This is a genomic window from Streptomyces prunicolor (genome assembly GCF_045162825.1).
In the GTDB taxonomy this organism is placed as follows: domain Bacteria; phylum Actinomycetota; class Actinomycetes; order Streptomycetales; family Streptomycetaceae; genus Streptomyces; species Streptomyces prunicolor.
Genome location: NZ_CP108676.1, coordinates 4,808,646 through 4,826,209 on the forward strand (window position 1 = coordinate 4,808,646; position 17,564 = coordinate 4,826,209).

Genomic DNA, 17,564 nt, shown 5'->3' on the forward strand with positions numbered 1-17,564 from the left:
GCCAGCCCCCACTCCCTACCGTCCCCGTATGACAGTGGTGGAAGAAGCGGGACTCGGCCGCGTGGGCATCTGGACCGCGAGCCTGGATGCCGTGGCCCCGGCAGCGGGCGCGGAGATTGCCGCCGAACTGGAGGAACAGGGCTGGGGCACCCTGTGGTTCGGCGAGGCGTACGGCAGGGAGGCGTTCAGCCAGGCGGGGTTGCTGCTCGCCGCGACCTCACGGATGCGCGTGGCGACCGGCATCGCCAACATCTGGGCGCGGGACGCGGTCGCGGCGAACGCGGCGTCCCGGACGCTGTCGGCGGCGTACGGCGGCCGGTTCGTGCTCGGGCTCGGGGTCAGTCACCGGCCGTTGGTCGAGCGGGTGCGCGGCGGCAACTACGGCAAGCCGGTCGCCGCGATGCGCGAGTACCTCACGGCGATGGCGGGCGCGACCTTCTACGCCGCCGAGGCCGACGCACCCCGGCCGCCCATCCTGATCGCCGCGCTCGGCCCCCGGATGCTGGAGACGGCCCGCGACCTCGCCGACGGCAGCCACCCGTACCTGGTGACACCGGCCCAGACTGCCGAGGTACGGGCGGCGCTCGGCCCGGACAAGATCGTGGCCGTAGAACTGGGCGCCGTACTCACCAAGGACCGCGAGACCGCGCTGCGCCGGGCCCACGCCCACCTGGACATCTACACCGGCCTGCCGAACTACCGCAACAACTGGCTGCGCGGCGGCTTCGACGAGACGGACCTGGTGCGCGGCGGCTCCGACCGGCTGGCCGAGGCGCTCGTGGCGTGGGGTGACGAGACGGCGATCCTCGACCGGGTGCGCGAGCATCTCGACGCGGGGGCCGACCATGTCTGCGTGCAGGCTCTGATGGAGTCGCCGTTCGAGGTGCCGGCCGAGCCGTGGCGGGAGTTGGCGCCCGCGCTTGTGGGTGCATAGCGATGACGCGCCGCCGGGCCACCAGTGCCTGGAGCGGCTGCCGTCGACCCTCTCGACGAGGTGATGCATCGGGTGGACGGAATCACGCCAGGGGCGCCCGCCACACCAGCGTGTACCGCCAGAACAACCGCCGCCGCGGCCGGACCCGCGGCAGTACGCGGATCGCCTCGCGGCGGATCTCGGCGAAGGTCATCTCCGGCGGCCGGGTGACGGCGGTCATGGCCACCGGGCGGGACACGGCCCTACGACCCCGGTTCTTCACCCAGCCCATGGCGAGGTTCAGGGGGATGGAGACGAGGCCGAGGGCGTCGTCGACGGCATCCGCCTCGCGGGCGCAGCCGACCACCACGAGGGTTCCACCCGGGGCGAGTTGGTCGCGGAAGCGGGTGAGCGTCTCGGTGAACGGGAGGTGGTGGAGGGCGGCGACGCAGGTGATGACGTCGTAGGGGCCGGCGGGGATTCCGGCCCGGGCGTCGACGACGGCGAAGACCGCGGGAACACCGGAGACGCCGGAGACGCCGGGTGAGGTCAACTCCCGTGCCCGGGCGATGATTTGGGAATCGGAGTCGATGCCCTCCACACCGCCCGCACTCCTCGCGGCAAGCAGCCGCACCAGGTCGCCGCTCCCGCAACCCACGTCCAGGGCTCGCCCGAACCTGCGGGGCAACTGCCGTAGCAGCCAAGGGTGGTAGTGGGCGTTGTGGCTCCAGGGGCGGGCGGAGTTGAAGGATTCGAGGGCCCGGAGGAGGCGGGGCGGGAGTGTGGCCATGGGGTCAGTCGAGCACGTCGGCCGACTCAGGGCAGGCGGCTCGGGGAAGAGCAGGGGCTCAGGGAAGAGCAGGGGCTCAGGGCAGGCGGGCTTCGCGGTTCCGTTCCCGGACCCTCGCCCGCAGTACCTCCTCCTGCCCGGCGGGCCCCGTCGACTCCGGCGGGCAGTCCCACTCCCGGCCGCCGGCCACGGGCCGCAACTGCACGTTCCCGCCCACATGTCCCATCACTTCGCCGACCCGCCCGTCCCGTACGTCCACGGCGTGCGCGCCGATAGGGGGCCGTTCGCCGCGCAGCACGGACGCGAGCTTCTCGGCGGTACGGATGTTGCAGCGCCCCAGGGTGACCAGCGCGAACTTTTCGTCGCTCGCGCCTGTCACCGGGTCCACACACAGGGACGGCAGGACGACACCGACATCGGTGAGCGCCTCCCGCAATGTGGCGACGACTTCTTCGGTCGATCGCAGCATGCCTTGTACCTCCACACAGAGTTTGCTGTTCGCAACACAGCGTGGCGGTCGGGTGTCTAGCCTGGCCATAGGCGGCGTACCAACAGGCCCACTGTTCGACATGGAGTTGCCATGCCAGGTCCGAAGGACCTCGACCCGTCCTCGTCCCCCCGCTCCATGCTGGGCGCGGAGTTGCGCCACGCCCGCGAGAAGGCAGGCCTCAGCCAAACGGAGTTGGGCCAGATGCTCTTCGTGAGCGGCACGTTCATCGGCCAACTCGAAGCAGGCACACGGCGGATGCACCTGGAGTACGCCGTCGTGTTCGACGAAGTCCTCGGCACGGACGACTTCTTCACCCGCAACTGCCACGCGGCAGCGCAGTCCCGCTACCCGGAGCACTTCGCGGAAGCGGTGGAGGCGGAAGCCGTATCGACCGCGATCCGTGAGTACCAGGCCATGCTCATCTCCGGGTTGTTGCAGACGCGCGACTACGCACGTGCCGTCTTCCGCGCCTATCGGCCGACCGCGATGGATGAGGACATCGACGAACTGGTGGCTGCCCGCGTGGACCGCGCCCGCATCCTCAAGCATCCAACAAAGCCGCTGCTTTGGGTGATTCTGGACGAGGCGGTACTTCGCCGGGAGACCGGCGGGAGGAAGGTGATGGCGGCAGCCTTGCGGCACGTGACCGGGCTGATCCACCAGCGCCGGATCATCGTGCAGGTGCTGCCCTTCGACGCGGGAGGGCATGCCTCGATGGAAGGCTGCATGAAACTGATGGAGTTCGACGACGCCCCGCCCCTCGTCTACTTCGACTCCGTCGGCACGGGTCGGCTGGAGGACGCCCCGGCCGCCGTCGCCCGCCACAGGATCACCTTCGAGTTCCTCGCCGCTGCCGCGCTCTCCCCGGAGGACTCCCTGGCGTTGATCGAGTCAGTGGCCCAGGATTACGAACATGGCGAACAACACCCCTGATTACGATCTCCGCGGGGCCACCTGGCACAAGTCCAGCTACAGCGGCGGCAGCGGCGGGGACTGCCTCGAAGTAGCCGACGGTCATCCCACCCTCGTCCCCGTCCGCGACTCCAAGAACCCCCTCGGCCCGAAGCTCATCTTCCGGGCCGCCGCCTGGTCCGGCTTCGTCGAAGACCTCAAGCACACCGACTAAGTCCTTCCGCGCCTCCCCCTGGGTACCCGTACTCATGTCCGAACGCGCCCCCCGGTCCACCGTTGTCCTCACCGACCCGGACCGACCGACGCGAAGGACGACTCCTCGATGCCGCAGACCTCCCGCCCGCGCCGTCTCCTCGCCCTCGCCACGGACAACTGGCCGGCGCGGACCTACCTGACCGTCGTGGGCGTCTCCGTCGCGGCGATGTTCGTCGCCCCGGAAAGCCCCGTCGCCGCAGGCCCGTTGATCCTCACGGCGCCGCTCTCCCTGCTGAGCGTGATCCTGCCCTTCGGCCCCGGCACCGAGGGGCCGCTACAAGCGCTGGCGTTCGGCTCGTGGACGGTATGGCTACTGTTCTGCGCCCTCGTGAACGCCGCCGTACTCGGCTCCCTCGCGAAGAGATCCACGACGACGACAATCACCGCGCAGGAGCGAACAGCCTCGGCACCTCCCACCCGCACCCGGACCCTTGCTCGGCTGCGCACCCTGCTCGCCCCCGCCGTGGACAACTGGCCCGCGCGGGCATACCTCGCCATGGTCGCGGCCTCGCTGGTCTTCTTCCTCTGCGCCGACTACATCCTGGCGGACCCGACATTCGCCGCACTCTGGCCGCTGATGGCCACGGCACCGGCCGGCTTCCTCGCCTTCCTCCTGCCGACGTCGAGCCCGCTGGTCTTCGTCGCCGCCACTATGGCCCTGTGCGGGCTGGCCAACGCCGTACTGCTCGGCCACCTCGCCCACAGGCTCCGGGCAGGGGCGGCACACCCGGCCACCTGAGCGGAGAACGGGCGCCGCCGTCCCCATCCAGGAGAACCGGCCCGCGGCAAAGCCGACTATCGTCGACAGAACCATGAACCACGCCCAGCAGACCGCCCTAGGCCGCGCCCTCCGCCTCCTCGGCGAGCACGGCGAGGCCCTCGCGTCCGACACCCCCGACGGCAAGCTCCACGAGGTCAAGGCGGACCTCAAGCGCGCCCTGGACCTGCTGGACGACAGCGTCAGCGGCGCCGCGCCCACCACCCGCTGCCCGGAGCACCCGAACGGCCCGGTCGACGCCGACGCCCCCGACCTCTGCCTGCTCTGCGAGACCCGCCGCCGCTCGGCCCGCCGCTCCGAGTTCAACGGCCCCGCCCCGACCCGGCCCACCGACACCACACCGTCCCGCTACGGCGTCCGCGAGGACCGCCCGCAGGCCCAGCAGCGCTGGCTCCCCGAACTGTGGAACGGCCAGGCCTGGCAGCTCTGCGGCACCCCGCGCCGCGACCGCCACGAGGCCGAGCTGTACATCAACGCCGCGCGCCGCGGTTCGCGGCCCGCGATGGCTTACCGGCTCGTGCACGAGTTCACCGACTACGAGGTGCTGCGGGTCTGGGGCACACCGGTGCACGTGGACATCGAGCCGCTGGGGAACCTCTAGCGACGCGAGGGGCAGGCGGTCAGCGGGTGTGCTGCCGCTCGGCCTCGCGGACCTTCTGGGCCAGCTCGTCCCTGGTGAAGCGGGGCAGGTAGGCCGGCGTGCCGCGCTCGGCGCGCCAGCCCGCCGCCAACTCCCCGATGTCCAGGGCGTCGAACCCGAACTCGTCGACGAGCGCGGCCACCGTCGCCCGGGCCTCGGGGTCGTCACCGGCGACGATCGACGCCCGCCGGTTCGGCGTACCGGGCGGCTGCGCGTCGGCGGTGAGCGCGACGGCCGGGAAGTGGTTGAAGGCCTTCACCACGCGGGCCTTGGGCAGCTGCGCCTGGAGCAGCTCGGACACGGTCGTCCGCCCCTCCTCCAGCTCGGGGATCACACCGTCGCGGTCCGGGTAGTAGTTGCCCGCGTCGATCACGATCGTCCCGTCCGGCGGCTGCGGAATCTGCGAGTAGTTCGCCAACGGGATGGCCACGACGATCAGTTCGCCCTCCGCGACGACCTCCGCGGCCGTGGACCGCGTGCCGTTCTCACCGAGCTCCAGAATGATGTCGTACGGGATGTTCCGCGGCCCGCGCGAATTGCTCAGGAGAACGTGGTGACCGTGGGCGGCCGCCAGTCGCGCGATCTGCTTGCCGATGTTCCCGGCACCGAGAATGCCAATCTTCGCCATGCTGCACCGCACTTCCTGTGGATCCTGAACTGCTCCGTGGACTCCACCCTGCGCATGAGCACTAGTGTCAAGGTCAAACCGAGGCTTCACAGCCCCTCGCCGGCCCCGCCGCCTACTCGACCACGGCCTCGACGGCCCGCAGATATCCGCGTACGGCCTCACGGGTGCGCGTGAGACTGTCGATACGGCGCTCGATGTTGCTCACCTGGAGACGCAGCGCCGCCACAGTCTCCGGTGTCGCACACTCCTGCTCCTTGTCCGGGAGATGCGGGTTCTCCTTGCACCGGAGGATGGAACGGATCAGCTCCGTGGTGAACCCGGACTCCAGCAACTCCCGGATCATCACGACCCGTTTGACCGCCGACTCCCCGTACACGCGATAGCCGTTGCCGTCGCGCTGCGCGTGCAGGAGGCCCTGCTTCTCGTAATAGCGCAGCAGCCGGGTCGACACCTCCGTACGGCGCGCGAGGTCACCGATCCGCATGTCGTCGGGGTGCACGTAGGCCGCCTTCCTCCACCAGGGTCAGCCCTTGGGCGCGTGCCGTTCGAGGACCGACCGAACCTGTTCCTGATCCAACTGGTACACCGTCTCGTGCGCCCGGGGATCCCGCGCGTGGAACGTGTGGAACATCGGCCCGGTCTCCCCGCCCAGCTCCACCAGCGACGCCGAAGCCCCGCGCACCGCCCGCTCCGTGCCGTACGCCGTCGTCAGATCGATCCGGTTGACGACACCGGGCGTGACCCACACCGGCGTCGCCTCCAGAAAGCCGAAGAGCTGAAGGTGGAAGTGCCCGGTGAGCACGACCCGTACGTCACTCCCCCGGATCGCGTCCGCCAACTCCCCGGGATTCCGCAGCCCGAAGGCCCGCTGGGTCGGCGTATCGAGGGAGATCGGCGGGTGATGGAAGGCAAGGACGGTCCCGTGCTCGGCCGGAGTCCTCAACTCTTCCTCCAACCAGTCCAGTTGGGCCCGGCTCAACTCGCCGTACACCTTCCCCGGCACCAGCGAGTCGAGCGTGATGAACCGATACCCGCCCGTGTCGCTCACGGCCGCGCACGCGAACTCCACCGGAAACACGGCGGACACGACCCGGTCCGTACCGTCCGCGGCAAGGTGCCCGCTCCCCAACACCTTCCCGAACGCCTCGCGTTCGTCGTGGTTCCCGGTCGTGTAGAAGACCGGCACGCCACCCATCCTCCGCGCGAACCCACCCACCAGCTCCCGCACCGCCGCATACGCCTCCGCCGCCCCGTCGTTGGCGAGGTCCCCGGTGACGACGATCGCGTCCACACCGCGCTGGTGCCGCAGTTCGGCGAGCATCAGCCGCAGGGAGTCGGTCGCGCTGAACCCGTGCCGGTTGGGGGCGTCGGTGCGCTCCAGGTGGGTGTCGGACAGGTGGAGAATCCTCATGTCCGGGAACGCTAGCCCGAGTTGGGACCCCCACCAATAGCCACGGCTCAACGGGTGGCCGGACGCCACATCGTCGTGACCACCTGGCCGCCGGCGGTGACGATCTCGTCGCGGGCCACGAAGCCGACGCTCTCGTACCGCTTGTTGTTGGCCGGGTTGGTCGACTCCAGGTAGACGGGGGCACCGAGCGCGTCGATCCGGGCAAGCCCCTCCGTCACCAGGCCCATGCCCAGGCCCTTGCCCCGATGGTCGGCGTGCGTGCCCAGAATGGTGAGGTAGAAGAACGGCTCGGTGGGATGCACCGCCTCGAACTGCTCCCCCACCACCATGATCGCCCGCGCGGTCCCCGCATCCGTGGCCCCGGCCAGCCGCCCCTCCAGCCCAGCGGCCTCCTCCTCGGTCAACTCGACCCCGCCCGGCGGAATGAAGACCGCCGCGGCCTCCACCTCCGGCGTCACCAGCGTCCAGGGGTAGCGCAGCGCGGAACCGGCATAGACCCGCCACATCACGGCCGCCTGCTCGGCCCGCCGCCGCTCATCCGGAAACGCCGGCCCCCAGAGCGGGTCGTGGAAGAAGGCGCTGGTGAAGGTGGAGACGATCGCGTCGAGATCGGCGGAGGTGGCTGTACGGCAGGCGAAGGTCATACGGCTCACGGTACGCATCACTCCCCGGCCTGTCCGACACTCCCCAGCCCGTCCGGCACTCCGCACTCCGTCCGGCACTCCCCACTCCGGCCGGCAAATCCAGCCCGGCCGGCACCTACTGACGCAGGCCGGCATTACTCAGCCCGTCCGGCGTTTGAGGACGAGGCCCCTTCAGGGCCGATGGGGGTCTGGGGGCGCAGCCCCCAGGGACGGCCACCCCCACCCACCCGCACCCAGAACTCAGCTCAGCTCAGCTCAGCGAGCGCAGCGCCGCCGCGTCATACGGCGCCAGCTCCTCCACCCGCCCGGCGAGGACCTTGGCGGCCCACTCCGGGTCCTGAAGCAGCGCCCGCCCGACCGCCACCATGTCGAACTCGTCCCGCTCCAGGCTGTCGAGGAGGTCGTCGATGCCCTTGAGCGGAGCGCCCTCACCCCGGAACCCCTTGAGGAAGTCCCCGTCGAGGCCGACCGAACCGACCGTGATGGTCTGCTTGCCGGTGAGCTTCTTCGTCCAGCCCGCGAGGTTGAGATCGGAGCCGGCCTCCTCGAACTCGGGGAGCCAGTAGCGGCGGGTCGAGGCGTGGAAGACGTCGACTCCCGCCGCCGCGAGCGGGGTCAGGATCGCGTCCAGCTCCTCCGGCGTCTCCGCCAGCCGGGCGCCGTAGACGTCCTGCTTCCACTGCGAGTAACGGAAGATGATCGGGAACTCCGGCGACACCGTCTCCCGGACCGCCGCCACGATCTCCGCCGCGAACTTCGTCCGGGCGACCGCGTCACCGCCGTAGGCGTCCGTACGGCGGTTGGTGCCCGCGTACAGGAACTGGTCGAGGAGATAGCCGTGGGCCCCGTGCAGTTCGACCCCGTCGAAACCGATCCGCTCCGCCGCCGCAGCCGCCTCGGCGAACGCTCCGATGACGTCGTCCAGGTCCCGCTGCGTCATCGCCGTACCGGTGACCTCGTCGCTGCCGATCCGCAGCCCGGACGGGCCGACGGCGGGCGCGTCCGCGTACGGCGGCTGGCCCTGCTCGCGGACCATGCCGATGTGCCACAGCTGCGGCACGATCGTGCCGCCCGCCGCGTGCACGCCCTCGGCCACCTTCGCCCAGCCGGCGAGCTGCTCCTCGCCGTGGAAGCGCGGGATGTCGTCGCTCTGCCCGGCGGACTCGTGGCCGACGTAGGTCCCCTCGGTGACGATGAGGCCCACACCCGCGGCGGCACGGCGGGAGTAGTACCCGACCACATCCTCACCGGGGATGCCGCCCGGCGAGAACTGCCGGGTCATCGGCGCCATCACGATCCGGTTCGGGACGGTCAGGCCGTTGAGGGTGATCGGACGGCCGAGGATTTCGGCCGCTCGGGAGGCGGGGGCGGTCGTAGACACGTGTGGGGGCTCCTCGGGACTACCGGGTATCGGGCATCAGGTACCAGACATCAAACGCCAGACGTCAGACATCAGGTACCGGACGGTATGTGCGTATGCATCGATCATGCGTCAACGACAACCTTCCGGCCAAGACCTTCATTCCGACCGGTCGGCGCCGCGCCCTGTGATACCGGACACGCCCGAGGGCGGTACCCCCTGCCAGAAGCAGGAAGTACCGCCCTCGGTAAGACCGTTGATCAACCAGAGGTCGATCAGAAGTCCATGTCACCGCCCGGCATGCCGCCACCGGCGCCCGCGCCGGCACCGGCCTTCTCGGGCTTGTCGGCGATGACGGCCTCGGTGGTGAGGAAGAGCGCGGCGATGGACGCGGCGTTCTGCAGGGCAGAGCGCGTGACCTTCGCCGGGTCGATGATGCCCTCGGCGATCATGTCCACGTACTCACCGGTGGCGGCGTTGAGGCCGTGACCGATGGGCAGGTTGCGGACCTTCTCGACGACGACTCCGCCTTCGAGACCACCGTTGACGGCGATCTGCTTCAGCGGGGCCTCAAGGGCCAGCTTCACGATCGCGGCACCGGTGGCCTCGTCACCTTCGAGCTCAAGCTTCTCGAAGACGTGGCCCGCCTGGATGAGCGCGACGCCGCCACCGGCGACGATGCCCTCCTCGACGGCCGCCTTCGCGTTGCGAACGGCGTCCTCGATGCGGTGCTTGCGCTCCTTGAGCTCGACCTCGGTGGCCGCGCCCGCCTTGATGACGGCGACGCCACCCGCGAGCTTGGCGAGGCGCTCCTGGAGCTTCTCGCGGTCGTAGTCCGAGTCGCTGTTCTCGATCTCGGCGCGGATCTGGTTGACGCGACCGGCAACCTGGTCCGCCGAGCCCGAGCCGTCGACGATCGTCGTCTCGTCCTTGGTGATGACGACCTTGCGGGCGCGGCCGAGGAGATCCACGGTCGCGTTCTCCAGCTTGAGGCCGACCTCCTCGGAGATGACCTCGCCGCCCGTGAGGATGGCGATGTCGCCGAGCATGGCCTTGCGACGGTCACCGAAGCCCGGAGCCTTGACGGCGACGGACTTGAAGGTGCCGCGGATCTTGTTGACGACCAGCGTGGACAGGGCCTCGCCCTCGACGTCCTCGGCGATGATCAGCAGCGGCTTGCCCGACTGCATGACCTTCTCCAGGAGCGGGAGCAGGTCCTTGACGTTGGCGATCTTCGAGTTGGCGATCAGGATGTACGGGTCGTCGAGGACGGCCTCCATACGCTCCATGTCGGTGGCGAAGTACGCCGAGATGTAGCCCTTGTCGAAGCGCATACCTTCGGTGAGCTCAAGCTCCAGCCCGAAGGTCTGGGACTCCTCGACGGTGATGACGCCTTCCTTGCCGACCTTGTCCATCGCCTCGGCGATGAGCTCGCCGATCTGGGTGTCGGCGGCGGAGATGGAGGCCGTCGAAGCGATCTGCTCCTTGGTCTCCACGTCCTTGGCCTGCTCCAGCAGGGCACCGGAGACGGCCTCGACGGCCTTCTCGATACCGCGCTTGAGGGCCATCGGGTTGGCGCCGGCGGCTACGTTGCGCAGACCCTCCTTGACGAGGGCCTGGGCGAGCACGGTCGCCGTGGTCGTACCGTCGCCGGCGACGTCGTCCGTCTTCTTGGCGACTTCCTTGACCAGCTCGGCGCCGATCTTCTCGTACGGGTCCTCGAGCTCGATCTCCTTGGCGATGGAAACACCATCGTTGGTGATCGTGGGGGCGCCCCACTTCTTCTCGAGGACGACGTTGCGGCCCTTGGGGCCAAGGGTGACCTTGACGGCGTCGGCGAGCTGGTTCATCCCGCGCTCGAGACCGCGCCGTGCCTCCTCGTCGAACGCGATGATCTTGGCCATGTGAAGTGGTCCTCCCGGACTGGGGTGGATTGCTCCGGACCGCGCTGGCGCCCGCGACGGACGGCCTGCCTGCCCTGTGATTCCTTGCACCACCTGGCCTGCGGGCCTCACCCACCCGGTCCTTCGTTATCACTCTCACCTTCAGAGTGCTAACGCCAATGATTAGCACTCGGCATGGTCGAGTGCAAGCGGCTCCCGGGTTCTGGGCCTTTGCTCTTCGCGGGCGCGCGCGAGGGAGCGCGAGGGAGAACGCCGCGCACGCCGATGGCTCCGGGCATGGCTCCGGGCATGGCTCCGGGCATGCCGAAGGGCTCGTACCCCAGGAGGTGACCCCCCAGGAGTACGAGCCCTTCGGTGAGGAACGAAGAACGTCGCTGCTGTTCGTCGGCGCGTGCTTCAGCTGGTCGCGAGCCGGACCATGTCCGCCTGCGGCCCCTTCTGACCCTGCGAGATCTCGAAATCGACCCGCTGACCCTCTTCCAGGGTGCGGTAGCCGTCCATTTGAATCGCGCTGTAGTGGACGAAAACATCCGCACCACCGTCGACCGCGATGAAGCCGTACCCCTTCTCCGCGTTGAACCATTTGACGGTGCCCTGAGCCATGCCTAACTCCCCTATTACTGGCCCTTGCACGGACCCGCACTTCGCGGATCCGGGTCAGACCTCACCCCCCACAGGTTTGGGGGCGTGCGCCGGAACGCGTCGACCGCGGCCGAATGTATCCGCCCAACTGCCGTCTGCAACAGGTCAATCCGACGAGAATTCCGGGCAGGACCGGTCGGGAATATACGGAGAATTCGTCCGACTTCAGGGCAAGTCGGGCCCGATAAAGAGAACATAACGCGCAAAATGCCTACACACTTTGGCTACTTCTCATCGCACGCGGAGCCGGTACTCATATGCGTCCGGCATGCGGAGTGGAGCGCGTTCCCCAACTGTACCCCGCTCAACCATACAGAATTGCCCCCTCCGTTTCTCTCACGGAGGGGGCAATTCGATGAACTCTCGGTAATCGGCGTTACCGAGGGTAATTATCAGCCACCGGCAACGGCCGGAATGATCGAGACGCCGGCCCCGTCCGGCGTGACCGTCTCCAGCCCCTGCTCGAACCGCACATCGTCATCATTCACGTACACGTTGACGAACCGCCGCAACTTGCCCTGATCGTCGAGCACGCGGGCAGAGATCCCGGCGTGGTTCTTCTCAAGGTCCGAGATGACCTCGGCGAGGGTGCCACCTTCGGCGGAGACCTCGGCCTGACCACCGGTGTAGGTGCGAAGAATGGTAGGGATGCGGACACTAACGCTCACGATGAAACCTCCGGTCAGATGATTGCCCTAGGGGCGCGGGGAACTGCGCGACCAGCCCCCACCGGCCCGCAGTCAGAGAACGACGCTTAGGACGCAAGCCCAGCTTCCCTGAACGACTCAAGACTCGGCCGGATCGTCGCGGTGAGCCCGGTACCGGCAACCGCGTCCAACGTCTTGAGCCCGTCGCCCGTGTTGAGGACCACCGTCGTGAGGGTCGGATCCAACAACCCGTTCTCGATCAGCTTCTTCGCCACACCAACGGTCACCCCACCCGCGGTCTCCGCAAAGATCCCCTCGGTCCGCGCAAGCAACTTGATCGCGTCGACAACCTGCTCGTCATTGACGTCCTCCACCGCCCCACCGGTCCGCCGAGCAATGTCCAGCACGTAAGGACCATCCGCGGGGTTCCCGATGGCGAGCGACTTGGCGATCGTGTTCGGCTTCTGCGGCCGTACGACGTCATGCCCCGCCTTGTAGGCGACGGAAACCGGCGAACACCCCTCCGCCTGCGCCCCGAAGATCTTGTACGGCTTGTCCTCGACGAGCCCGAGCTTGATCAGCTCCTGCAGGCCCTTGTCGATCTTCGTGAGCTGCGACCCGGAGGCGATCGGCACGACCAGCTGGTCCGGCAGCCGCCACCCCAGCTGCTCGCAGATCTCGTACGCCAGGGTCTTGGAGCCCTCCGCGTAGTACGGCCGGAGGTTGACGTTGACGAAGCCCCAGCCCTCGCCCGCCGGGTCGCCGATCAGCTCGGAGCAGAAGCGGTTCACGTCGTCGTAGTTGCCCTCGATGCCGACGAGCTCGCCGCCGTAGATCGCGGCCATGACGACCTTGCCCTGCTCCAGGTCGTGCGGGATGAACACGCAGGAGCGGAAGCCGGCGCGGGCCGCGGCGGCACCGACGGCGCCGGCGAGGTTGCCGGTGGAGGAGCAGGAGAGGGTGGTGAAGTTGAAGGCGCGGGCCGCTTCGATGGCCTGGGCCACGACGCGGTCCTTGAAGGAGTGCGTCGGGTTGCCGGAGTCGTCCTTGACGAACAACTTGCCCGCGTCGACGCCCAGTTCGCGGGCGAGGTTGTCGGCCTGGACGAGCTTGGTCCAGCCGGGGTTGATGTTCGGCTTGTCGGCCACGTCGGCGGGGACGGGCAGCAGGGGCGCGTAACGCCAGATGTTCGCGGGGCCCGCTTCGATGCGCTTGCGGAGCTCTTCGGTGTCGTAGCCCGAGAAGTCGTAGGCGATCTCCAGCGGGCCGAAACACTCCTCGCACGCGAAGACCGGGCCGAGCGGGACGCGGTGGCCGCACTCGCGGCAGGACAGCGCGGCGGCGGGGCCGAGATCAACGGCGTCTACGGGGTTCGTGGTGCTTGCAACAGTCTGCGCAGCCATGGAGGCGAGGCCCTTTCCTCATCTTCCTCATGACGCATTTCGCCATGAGACGGATTTGGCACCTTCCCGAGCCGGGAGCCTCACCACGTCAGCGTGCTAGCTGCGTGCCAAGACCGGCTGGAGGGTTGCCGGGGCTTCAACGGGCCGTATCCCTCTGCCCCTCTGGATGAGCGGTGTTCAGTTGTGTATGCGGTTGTGTCACTTGCGTGAGCGTTGACGACCCCCGACATGCGATGGTCATCAGCGTTGTTCAAGACTGTAACCGAAGGCCAGGACAGTTGAGTGAGCCGTCCGAACCGCGAGATGGATCACACACTCTGTGTGATCACTGATCGCCGAGAGAACGCAGAGGAGCCGCGCAACGTGCTGAAGGAAGTCGAGCACTGGCTGAGCACCCGCTCCTGGTCCATGACCGACCGGCCGCTCCACAAGATCCTGGCCGCGAAGCACCGTACGGGCCAGTCGGTCTCCGTCGTGCTCCCCGCGCTCAACGAGGAAGCGACGGTCGGCGACATCGTCGCGATCATCCGTCACGACCTCATGCAGCAGGTCCCGCTCGTCGACGAGATCGTCGTCGTCGACTCGGGGTCGACCGACCGCACCTCCGAGGTGGCCGCCGCGGCGGGCGCCCGGGTCGTGCACCGGGACGACATCCTGCCGCGCATTCCCGCCGTGCCCGGCAAGGGCGAGGTGCTGTGGCGCTCGCTGCTGGTCACCAGCGGCGACATCGTCTGCTTCATCGACGCGGACCTGAAGGAGTTCTCCTCCGACTTCGTCACCGGGATCGTGGGCCCGCTGCTCACCGACCCCGGCGTCGACCTCGTCAAGGCGATGTACGACCGCCCGCTCGGCGGCGCGGCCGGCCAGGGCGGCCGGGTCACCGAGATGATGGCCCGCCCGCTGCTGAACATGCACTGGCCGCAGCTGGCCGGTTTCGTGCAGCCGCTCGGCGGCGAGTACGCGGCCCGCCGCTCCCTGCTCGAACAACTGCCGTTCCCCGTCGGGTACGGCATCGAGCTGGGCATGCTCGTCGACGCGCTGCACCTGGTGGGCCTGGACGCCCTCGCGCAGGTGGACGTGGGCGTGCGCAAGCACCGGCACCAGGACGGGCAGGCGCTGGGCCGCATGGCCGCGCAGATCTACCGCACGGCTCAGCTGAGGCTGGCCCGCGGGCATCTGATCCGGCCGTCCCTCACCCAGTTCGAGCGGGGTCCGGACGGTTTCGAGCCGCGCACCTACTCCGTGGACACGGAGGAACGCCCGCCGATGGCCGACATCACCGAGTACCAGTCACGCAAGGTCGCATAACCGCACAGTTACAGACGCTCACGGACGGTCGTATACGGACTCATACAGTCCGCCGACGGCCGTCCGTACGTTTGAGCGTTTCCGGGCCGGGCTAGGTTGTGCCGTATGGCTTCTACGTCGTCTCCCTCGTCCGCGTCCGGTGCTGCTCAGGTGCTCGTGGCGTCCAATCGCGGCCCGGTCTCGTACGAGGTGGGCGACGACGGTTCGCTGCGCGCCAAGCGGGGTGGCGGCGGGCTGGTGTCAGGCCTGTCGGCGATCGGCCCGGACGCGGGCGCGCTGTGGGTGTGCTCGGCACTGTCCGACGGCGACCGCGAGGCGGTACGGCGCGGGGTCGGCGAGGACGGCGTGCGGATGCTGGACATCCCGGCAGATGTGCACGCCGACGCGTACAACGGCATCGCCAACTCCGTGCTCTGGTTCGTCCACCACATGCTGTACCAGACCCCGCTGGAGCCGGTCTTCGACGCGGAGTTCCGGCGCCAGTGGGCGTCGTACGAGACGTACAACCGGGCGTTCGCGGAGGCGTTGGCGGATGAGGCGGCGGAGGGTGCCGTCGCGATCGTGCAGGACTACCACCTGTGCCTGGTGCCGGGAATGCTGCGGGAGTTGAGGCCGGACCTGCGGATCGGCCACTTCTCGCACACGCCGTGGGCGCCGACGGACTACTTCCGGATGCTGCCGGACGACATCCGTGAGCAACTGCTGACCGGCATGCTCGGCGCGGACCGGCTCGGCTTCCTCACCCACCGCTGGGCGGACGCGTTCACGGCCTGCTGTACGGAGTTCGCCGGGGGCCCGGGTGACACGCTGATCGGCGTCCACGGCCTGGGCGCCGACGCCGACTTCCTGCGCGCCCGCTCGCACGAGTCGGACGTGGAGGAGCGCATCGTCGCGCTGCGCGAGGAGATCGGCGAGGGGCGCAGGACGATCGTCCGCGTCGACCGCACCGAACTGTCCAAGAACATCGTGCGCGGACTCCTGGCGTACCGCCAACTCCTCGACGACCACCCGGAGTTGCTGGAACAGGTGGTCCACGTGGCGTTCGCCTACCCCTCCCGGCAGGACCTCGCCGTCTACCGCGACTACACGGCCGAGGTGCAGCGGGTGGCGGACGAGATCAACTCCCGCTACGGCACGCCCGGTTGGACCCCGGTGGTGCTCCACGTCAAGGACGACTTCGCCCGCTCCCTGGCCGCGTACCGCCTGGCCGACGTCGCGCTGGTCAACCCCATCCGCGACGGCATGAACCTCGTCGCCAAGGAGGTCCCGGTCGTCTCCGACGAGGGCTGCGTCCTGGTCCTCTCCCGAGAGGCGGGCGCGTACGAGGAGTTGGGCGAGGACGCGATCCCGGTCAACCCGTACGACGTCATCGGCACGGCCACCGCCCTCCACGAGGCGTTGACCATGCCGGCCGGGGAACGGGCCGAGCGAACGAAGCGACTCACCGCCGCGGCCACGGCCCTCCCCCCGGCCCAGTGGTTCCTGGAACAGCTGAACGCGCTCCAGGGCTGAGCGCCGGGACACCCTCTCCGAAAAAGTGTGTCACTTTCGCCGAAAGTGACACACTTTTCAGAACACCCCCCTCCCCCCGGTCCCGCTCAGCCCAGTTGAGCCGCGATCGCCGCCAGCAGTGCTACGACCCCCGCCGGGCCGTCCACCACCAGGTCCGCCCGGTCCGAGAGTTCCGCGACCTCCGAGCTGCCGCTGCACACCAGCAGACCCGGAACGCCGTCCGAGCGGAGTTTCTCCACCGCTGCGAACGCGGGAAGGTCGCCCAGGTCGTCGCCGGCGTAGAGGACGGACTCGGCGCCGGTCTCGCGGAGGTAGTCGAGGAGAGCCACGCCTTTGTCCATGCCCGGCGGGCGCAACTCCAGGACCATGCGGCCCGGTTCGACGATCAGGCCGTGGCGGGTGGCCAGGTCGGTGAGGGGGGCGCGGAGGGCTTCGAAGGCCGCCTGGGGGTCGGTCGCCCTGCGGGTGTGGACCGCCAGCGCGCGACCCTTCTCCTCGATCCAGGTGCCCTGCCAGGCGCCGATCCCGTCCAGGAAGCCCGGGAGTTCGGCGCGGACCGCCGCGACCCCGGGGTGCGGCGCGGGGGCGCTCACGGTGCTGCTCACCGCGTCCCAGCGTTCCGTGCCGTAGTGGCCCAGGACGACGAGGTGGTGCAGGCCCGGTACGCCCGCGAAGCCGCCGTTGCGGACCGCCACTCCGGCCGGGCGGCCGGTGATCACGGCCACGGACGCCACCTTCGGGGCGAGTGCGGCCAGCGCCGGTACCGCGCCCGGGTGGGCGCGGGCCTGCTCGGGGTCCGGCACGATCGGTGCGAGCGTGCCGTCGAAGTCGAGGCCGATCACCGCGGTGGCGGGGTTCGCGAGGATCGCCTCCAGGCCCTCGCGCCCGGCGGGGGTCACTGGGGTCGGCAGTGCGTGCAGGGAATCGGTGGAGTCCTTAGGGCTGCCCATACGGCGACCCTATCCGCGCGGGGCCCGGCTCACTCGTCGCCCGACGACGCACGGCCAGGACCCGCACCTGCCCTCACCGCTCCGAGCGCCGCGTCTCCCGCACCCGTCTCAGCCTGTTCACCGTCACCGGGTCGTGGGCCAGCGCCCGCTCGTCGTCCAGCAGGGCGTTGAGCAGCTGGTAGTAGCGCACGGGGGCCAGGCCCAGCTCCTCGCGGATCGCGCGCTCCTTCACACCGGGGCCCGAAAAGCCGCGGCGCTCCAGCGCGAGGATGTCCTGTTCCCTCCGGTTGAGCGCGGGAAGCCGCGGCGGCGGCCGGTCCTTGTCCATGCCTGCACCGTAAACCCCGCCACCGACACCGGCCCCGCCCCCTGCTCGA

General features: G+C 69.3%; 20 protein-coding genes and 1 riboswitch. Of the genes, 7 read left to right on the top strand and 13 right to left on the bottom strand.

The features are described from left to right. Positions 1-28 precede the first annotated feature (28 nt). Positions 29-934: a TIGR03620 family F420-dependent LLM class oxidoreductase gene (locus OG588_RS21705; protein ID WP_405948746.1), complete on the top strand. Its 906-nt coding sequence runs from the start codon at positions 29-31 to the stop codon at positions 932-934. A gap of 82 nt (positions 935-1,016) precedes the next feature. On the opposite strand, the gene OG588_RS21710 is transcribed toward OG588_RS21705, so the two are convergent. Both OG588_RS21710 and OG588_RS21715 read right to left on the bottom strand, forming a co-directional pair. Beyond that, complete coding sequence (locus OG588_RS21710) at positions 1,017-1,703, bottom strand: class I SAM-dependent methyltransferase (protein ID WP_405948747.1); 687 nt, start codon at positions 1,701-1,703, stop codon at positions 1,017-1,019. A 76-nt stretch (positions 1,704-1,779) separates the two neighbouring features. Then, positions 1,780-2,172, bottom strand: coding sequence for a hypothetical protein (locus OG588_RS21715; protein WP_019057217.1), 393 nt, complete (start codon positions 2,170-2,172; stop codon positions 1,780-1,782). Positions 2,173-2,283: 111 nt separating this feature from the next. Here OG588_RS21715 and OG588_RS21720 point away from each other — a divergent pair, with 111 nt between their 5' ends. The 4 genes from OG588_RS21720 (at position 2,284) to OG588_RS21735 (ending at position 4,739) form a co-directional block, all read left to right on the top strand. Next, positions 2,284-3,126 (top strand): helix-turn-helix domain-containing protein, encoded by an 843-nt coding sequence (locus tag OG588_RS21720; protein WP_405948748.1) that lies wholly within the window; start codon positions 2,284-2,286, stop codon positions 3,124-3,126. After that, positions 3,107-3,319, top strand: coding sequence for a DUF397 domain-containing protein (locus OG588_RS21725; RefSeq protein ID WP_405948749.1), 213 nt, complete (start codon positions 3,107-3,109; stop codon positions 3,317-3,319). Before OG588_RS21720 ends, OG588_RS21725 begins: the two co-directional genes overlap by 20 nt. A gap of 108 nt (positions 3,320-3,427) precedes the next feature. After that, positions 3,428-4,099: an SCO4225 family membrane protein gene (locus OG588_RS21730; protein ID WP_405948750.1), complete on the top strand. Its 672-nt coding sequence runs from the start codon at positions 3,428-3,430 to the stop codon at positions 4,097-4,099. Between the two features lie 73 nt (positions 4,100-4,172). After that, the gene (locus OG588_RS21735) at positions 4,173-4,739 is read left to right on the top strand and encodes a hypothetical protein (RefSeq protein ID WP_019057212.1); all 567 of its coding nucleotides are present in this window, start codon (positions 4,173-4,175) and stop codon (positions 4,737-4,739) included. Positions 4,740-4,758: 19 nt separating this feature from the next. Here OG588_RS21735 and OG588_RS21740 read toward each other — a convergent pair whose 3' ends face one another. The 9 genes from OG588_RS21740 to thrC all read right to left on the bottom strand — a co-directional run bounded on the left by OG588_RS21740 (position 4,759) and on the right by thrC (position 13,417). Continuing rightward, complete coding sequence (locus tag OG588_RS21740; protein ID WP_405948751.1) at positions 4,759-5,568, bottom strand: NADPH-dependent F420 reductase; 810 nt, start codon at positions 5,566-5,568, stop codon at positions 4,759-4,761. Continuing rightward, positions 5,519-5,905 (bottom strand): MerR family transcriptional regulator, encoded by a 387-nt coding sequence (locus OG588_RS21745; protein WP_405948752.1) that lies wholly within the window; start codon positions 5,903-5,905, stop codon positions 5,519-5,521. Before OG588_RS21745 ends, OG588_RS21740 begins: the two co-directional genes overlap by 50 nt. Positions 5,906-5,929: 24 nt before the next feature. Next, a complete protein-coding gene (locus OG588_RS21750) occupies positions 5,930-6,817 on the bottom strand; it encodes a metallophosphoesterase family protein (protein ID WP_405948753.1) in 888 nt (295 codons plus the stop codon). Between the two features lie 47 nt (positions 6,818-6,864). Further along, complete coding sequence (locus OG588_RS21755; RefSeq protein WP_405953181.1) at positions 6,865-7,461, bottom strand: GNAT family N-acetyltransferase; 597 nt, start codon at positions 7,459-7,461, stop codon at positions 6,865-6,867. A 250-nt stretch (positions 7,462-7,711) separates the two neighbouring features. Continuing rightward, a complete protein-coding gene (locus tag OG588_RS21760) occupies positions 7,712-8,842 on the bottom strand; it encodes an NADH:flavin oxidoreductase (protein WP_405948754.1) in 1,131 nt (376 codons plus the stop codon). Between the two features lie 254 nt (positions 8,843-9,096). Beyond that, entirely contained in the window at positions 9,097-10,725 is a 1,629-nt protein-coding gene (groL, locus tag OG588_RS21765; protein ID WP_200690012.1) for a chaperonin GroEL, read from the bottom strand. A gap of 396 nt (positions 10,726-11,121) precedes the next feature. Beyond that, on the bottom strand, positions 11,122-11,328 hold the full coding sequence (locus OG588_RS21770) for a cold-shock protein (protein ID WP_019057200.1): 207 nt from the start codon (positions 11,326-11,328) through the stop codon (positions 11,122-11,124). 431 nt (positions 11,329-11,759) lie between these two features. Then, complete coding sequence (locus tag OG588_RS21775) at positions 11,760-12,035, bottom strand: MoaD/ThiS family protein (protein WP_405948755.1); 276 nt, start codon at positions 12,033-12,035, stop codon at positions 11,760-11,762. Positions 12,036-12,121: 86 nt separating this feature from the next. Beyond that, complete coding sequence (gene thrC / locus OG588_RS21780; protein WP_405948756.1) at positions 12,122-13,417, bottom strand: threonine synthase; 1,296 nt, start codon at positions 13,415-13,417, stop codon at positions 12,122-12,124. Between the two features lie 15 nt (positions 13,418-13,432). Then, positions 13,433-13,590, bottom strand: a riboswitch (SAM riboswitch). Positions 13,591-13,780: 190 nt separating this feature from the next. Here thrC and OG588_RS21785 point away from each other — a divergent pair. Continuing rightward, positions 13,781-14,725 (top strand): glucosyl-3-phosphoglycerate synthase, encoded by a 945-nt coding sequence (locus tag OG588_RS21785; protein ID WP_405948757.1) that lies wholly within the window; start codon positions 13,781-13,783, stop codon positions 14,723-14,725. A 105-nt stretch (positions 14,726-14,830) separates the two neighbouring features. Beyond that, positions 14,831-16,237 (top strand): trehalose-6-phosphate synthase, encoded by a 1,407-nt coding sequence (locus OG588_RS21790; protein WP_405948758.1) that lies wholly within the window; start codon positions 14,831-14,833, stop codon positions 16,235-16,237. Between the two features lie 86 nt (positions 16,238-16,323). Here OG588_RS21790 and otsB read toward each other — a convergent pair whose 3' ends face one another. Together otsB and OG588_RS21800 are read right to left on the bottom strand one after the other, a co-directional pair. After that, positions 16,324-17,187, bottom strand: a complete 864-nt coding sequence (gene otsB, locus OG588_RS21795; RefSeq protein ID WP_405948759.1) for a trehalose-phosphatase — start codon at positions 17,185-17,187, stop codon at positions 16,324-16,326. Positions 17,188-17,260: 73 nt separating this feature from the next. Further along, positions 17,261-17,515, bottom strand: coding sequence for a DUF3263 domain-containing protein (locus OG588_RS21800; protein WP_405948760.1), 255 nt, complete (start codon positions 17,513-17,515; stop codon positions 17,261-17,263). Positions 17,516-17,564 lie beyond the last annotated feature (49 nt).

Bases quoted from the DNA above. Each gene is read 5' to 3' on its own strand.
- OG588_RS21750 (WP_405948753.1), bottom strand. From the start codon at position 6,817: ATGAGGATTCTCCACCTGTCCGACACCCACCTGGAGCGCACCGACGCC.
- OG588_RS21730 (WP_405948750.1), top strand. From the start codon at position 3,428: ATGCCGCAGACCTCCCGCCCGCGCCGTCTCCTCGCCCTCGCCACGGAC.
- OG588_RS21720 (WP_405948748.1), top strand. From the start codon at position 2,284: ATGCCAGGTCCGAAGGACCTCGACCCGTCCTCGTCCCCCCGCTCCATG.
- OG588_RS21790 (WP_405948758.1), top strand. From the start codon at position 14,831: ATGGCTTCTACGTCGTCTCCCTCGTCCGCGTCCGGTGCTGCTCAGGTG.
- OG588_RS21800 (WP_405948760.1), bottom strand. From the start codon at position 17,515: ATGGACAAGGACCGGCCGCCGCCGCGGCTTCCCGCGCTCAACCGGAGG.
- OG588_RS21705 (WP_405948746.1), top strand. From the start codon at position 29: ATGACAGTGGTGGAAGAAGCGGGACTCGGCCGCGTGGGCATCTGGACC.
- OG588_RS21735 (WP_019057212.1), top strand. From the start codon at position 4,173: ATGAACCACGCCCAGCAGACCGCCCTAGGCCGCGCCCTCCGCCTCCTC.
- thrC (WP_405948756.1), bottom strand. From the start codon at position 13,417: ATGGCTGCGCAGACTGTTGCAAGCACCACGAACCCCGTAGACGCCGTT.
- otsB (WP_405948759.1), bottom strand. From the start codon at position 17,187: ATGGGCAGCCCTAAGGACTCCACCGATTCCCTGCACGCACTGCCGACC.
- OG588_RS21725 (WP_405948749.1), top strand. From the start codon at position 3,107: ATGGCGAACAACACCCCTGATTACGATCTCCGCGGGGCCACCTGGCAC.
- OG588_RS21755 (WP_405953181.1), bottom strand. From the start codon at position 7,461: ATGACCTTCGCCTGCCGTACAGCCACCTCCGCCGATCTCGACGCGATC.
- OG588_RS21715 (WP_019057217.1), bottom strand. From the start codon at position 2,172: ATGCTGCGATCGACCGAAGAAGTCGTCGCCACATTGCGGGAGGCGCTC.
- OG588_RS21770 (WP_019057200.1), bottom strand. From the start codon at position 11,328: ATGGCTCAGGGCACCGTCAAATGGTTCAACGCGGAGAAGGGGTACGGC.
- groL (WP_200690012.1), bottom strand. From the start codon at position 10,725: ATGGCCAAGATCATCGCGTTCGACGAGGAGGCACGGCGCGGTCTCGAG.
- OG588_RS21710 (WP_405948747.1), bottom strand. From the start codon at position 1,703: ATGGCCACACTCCCGCCCCGCCTCCTCCGGGCCCTCGAATCCTTCAAC.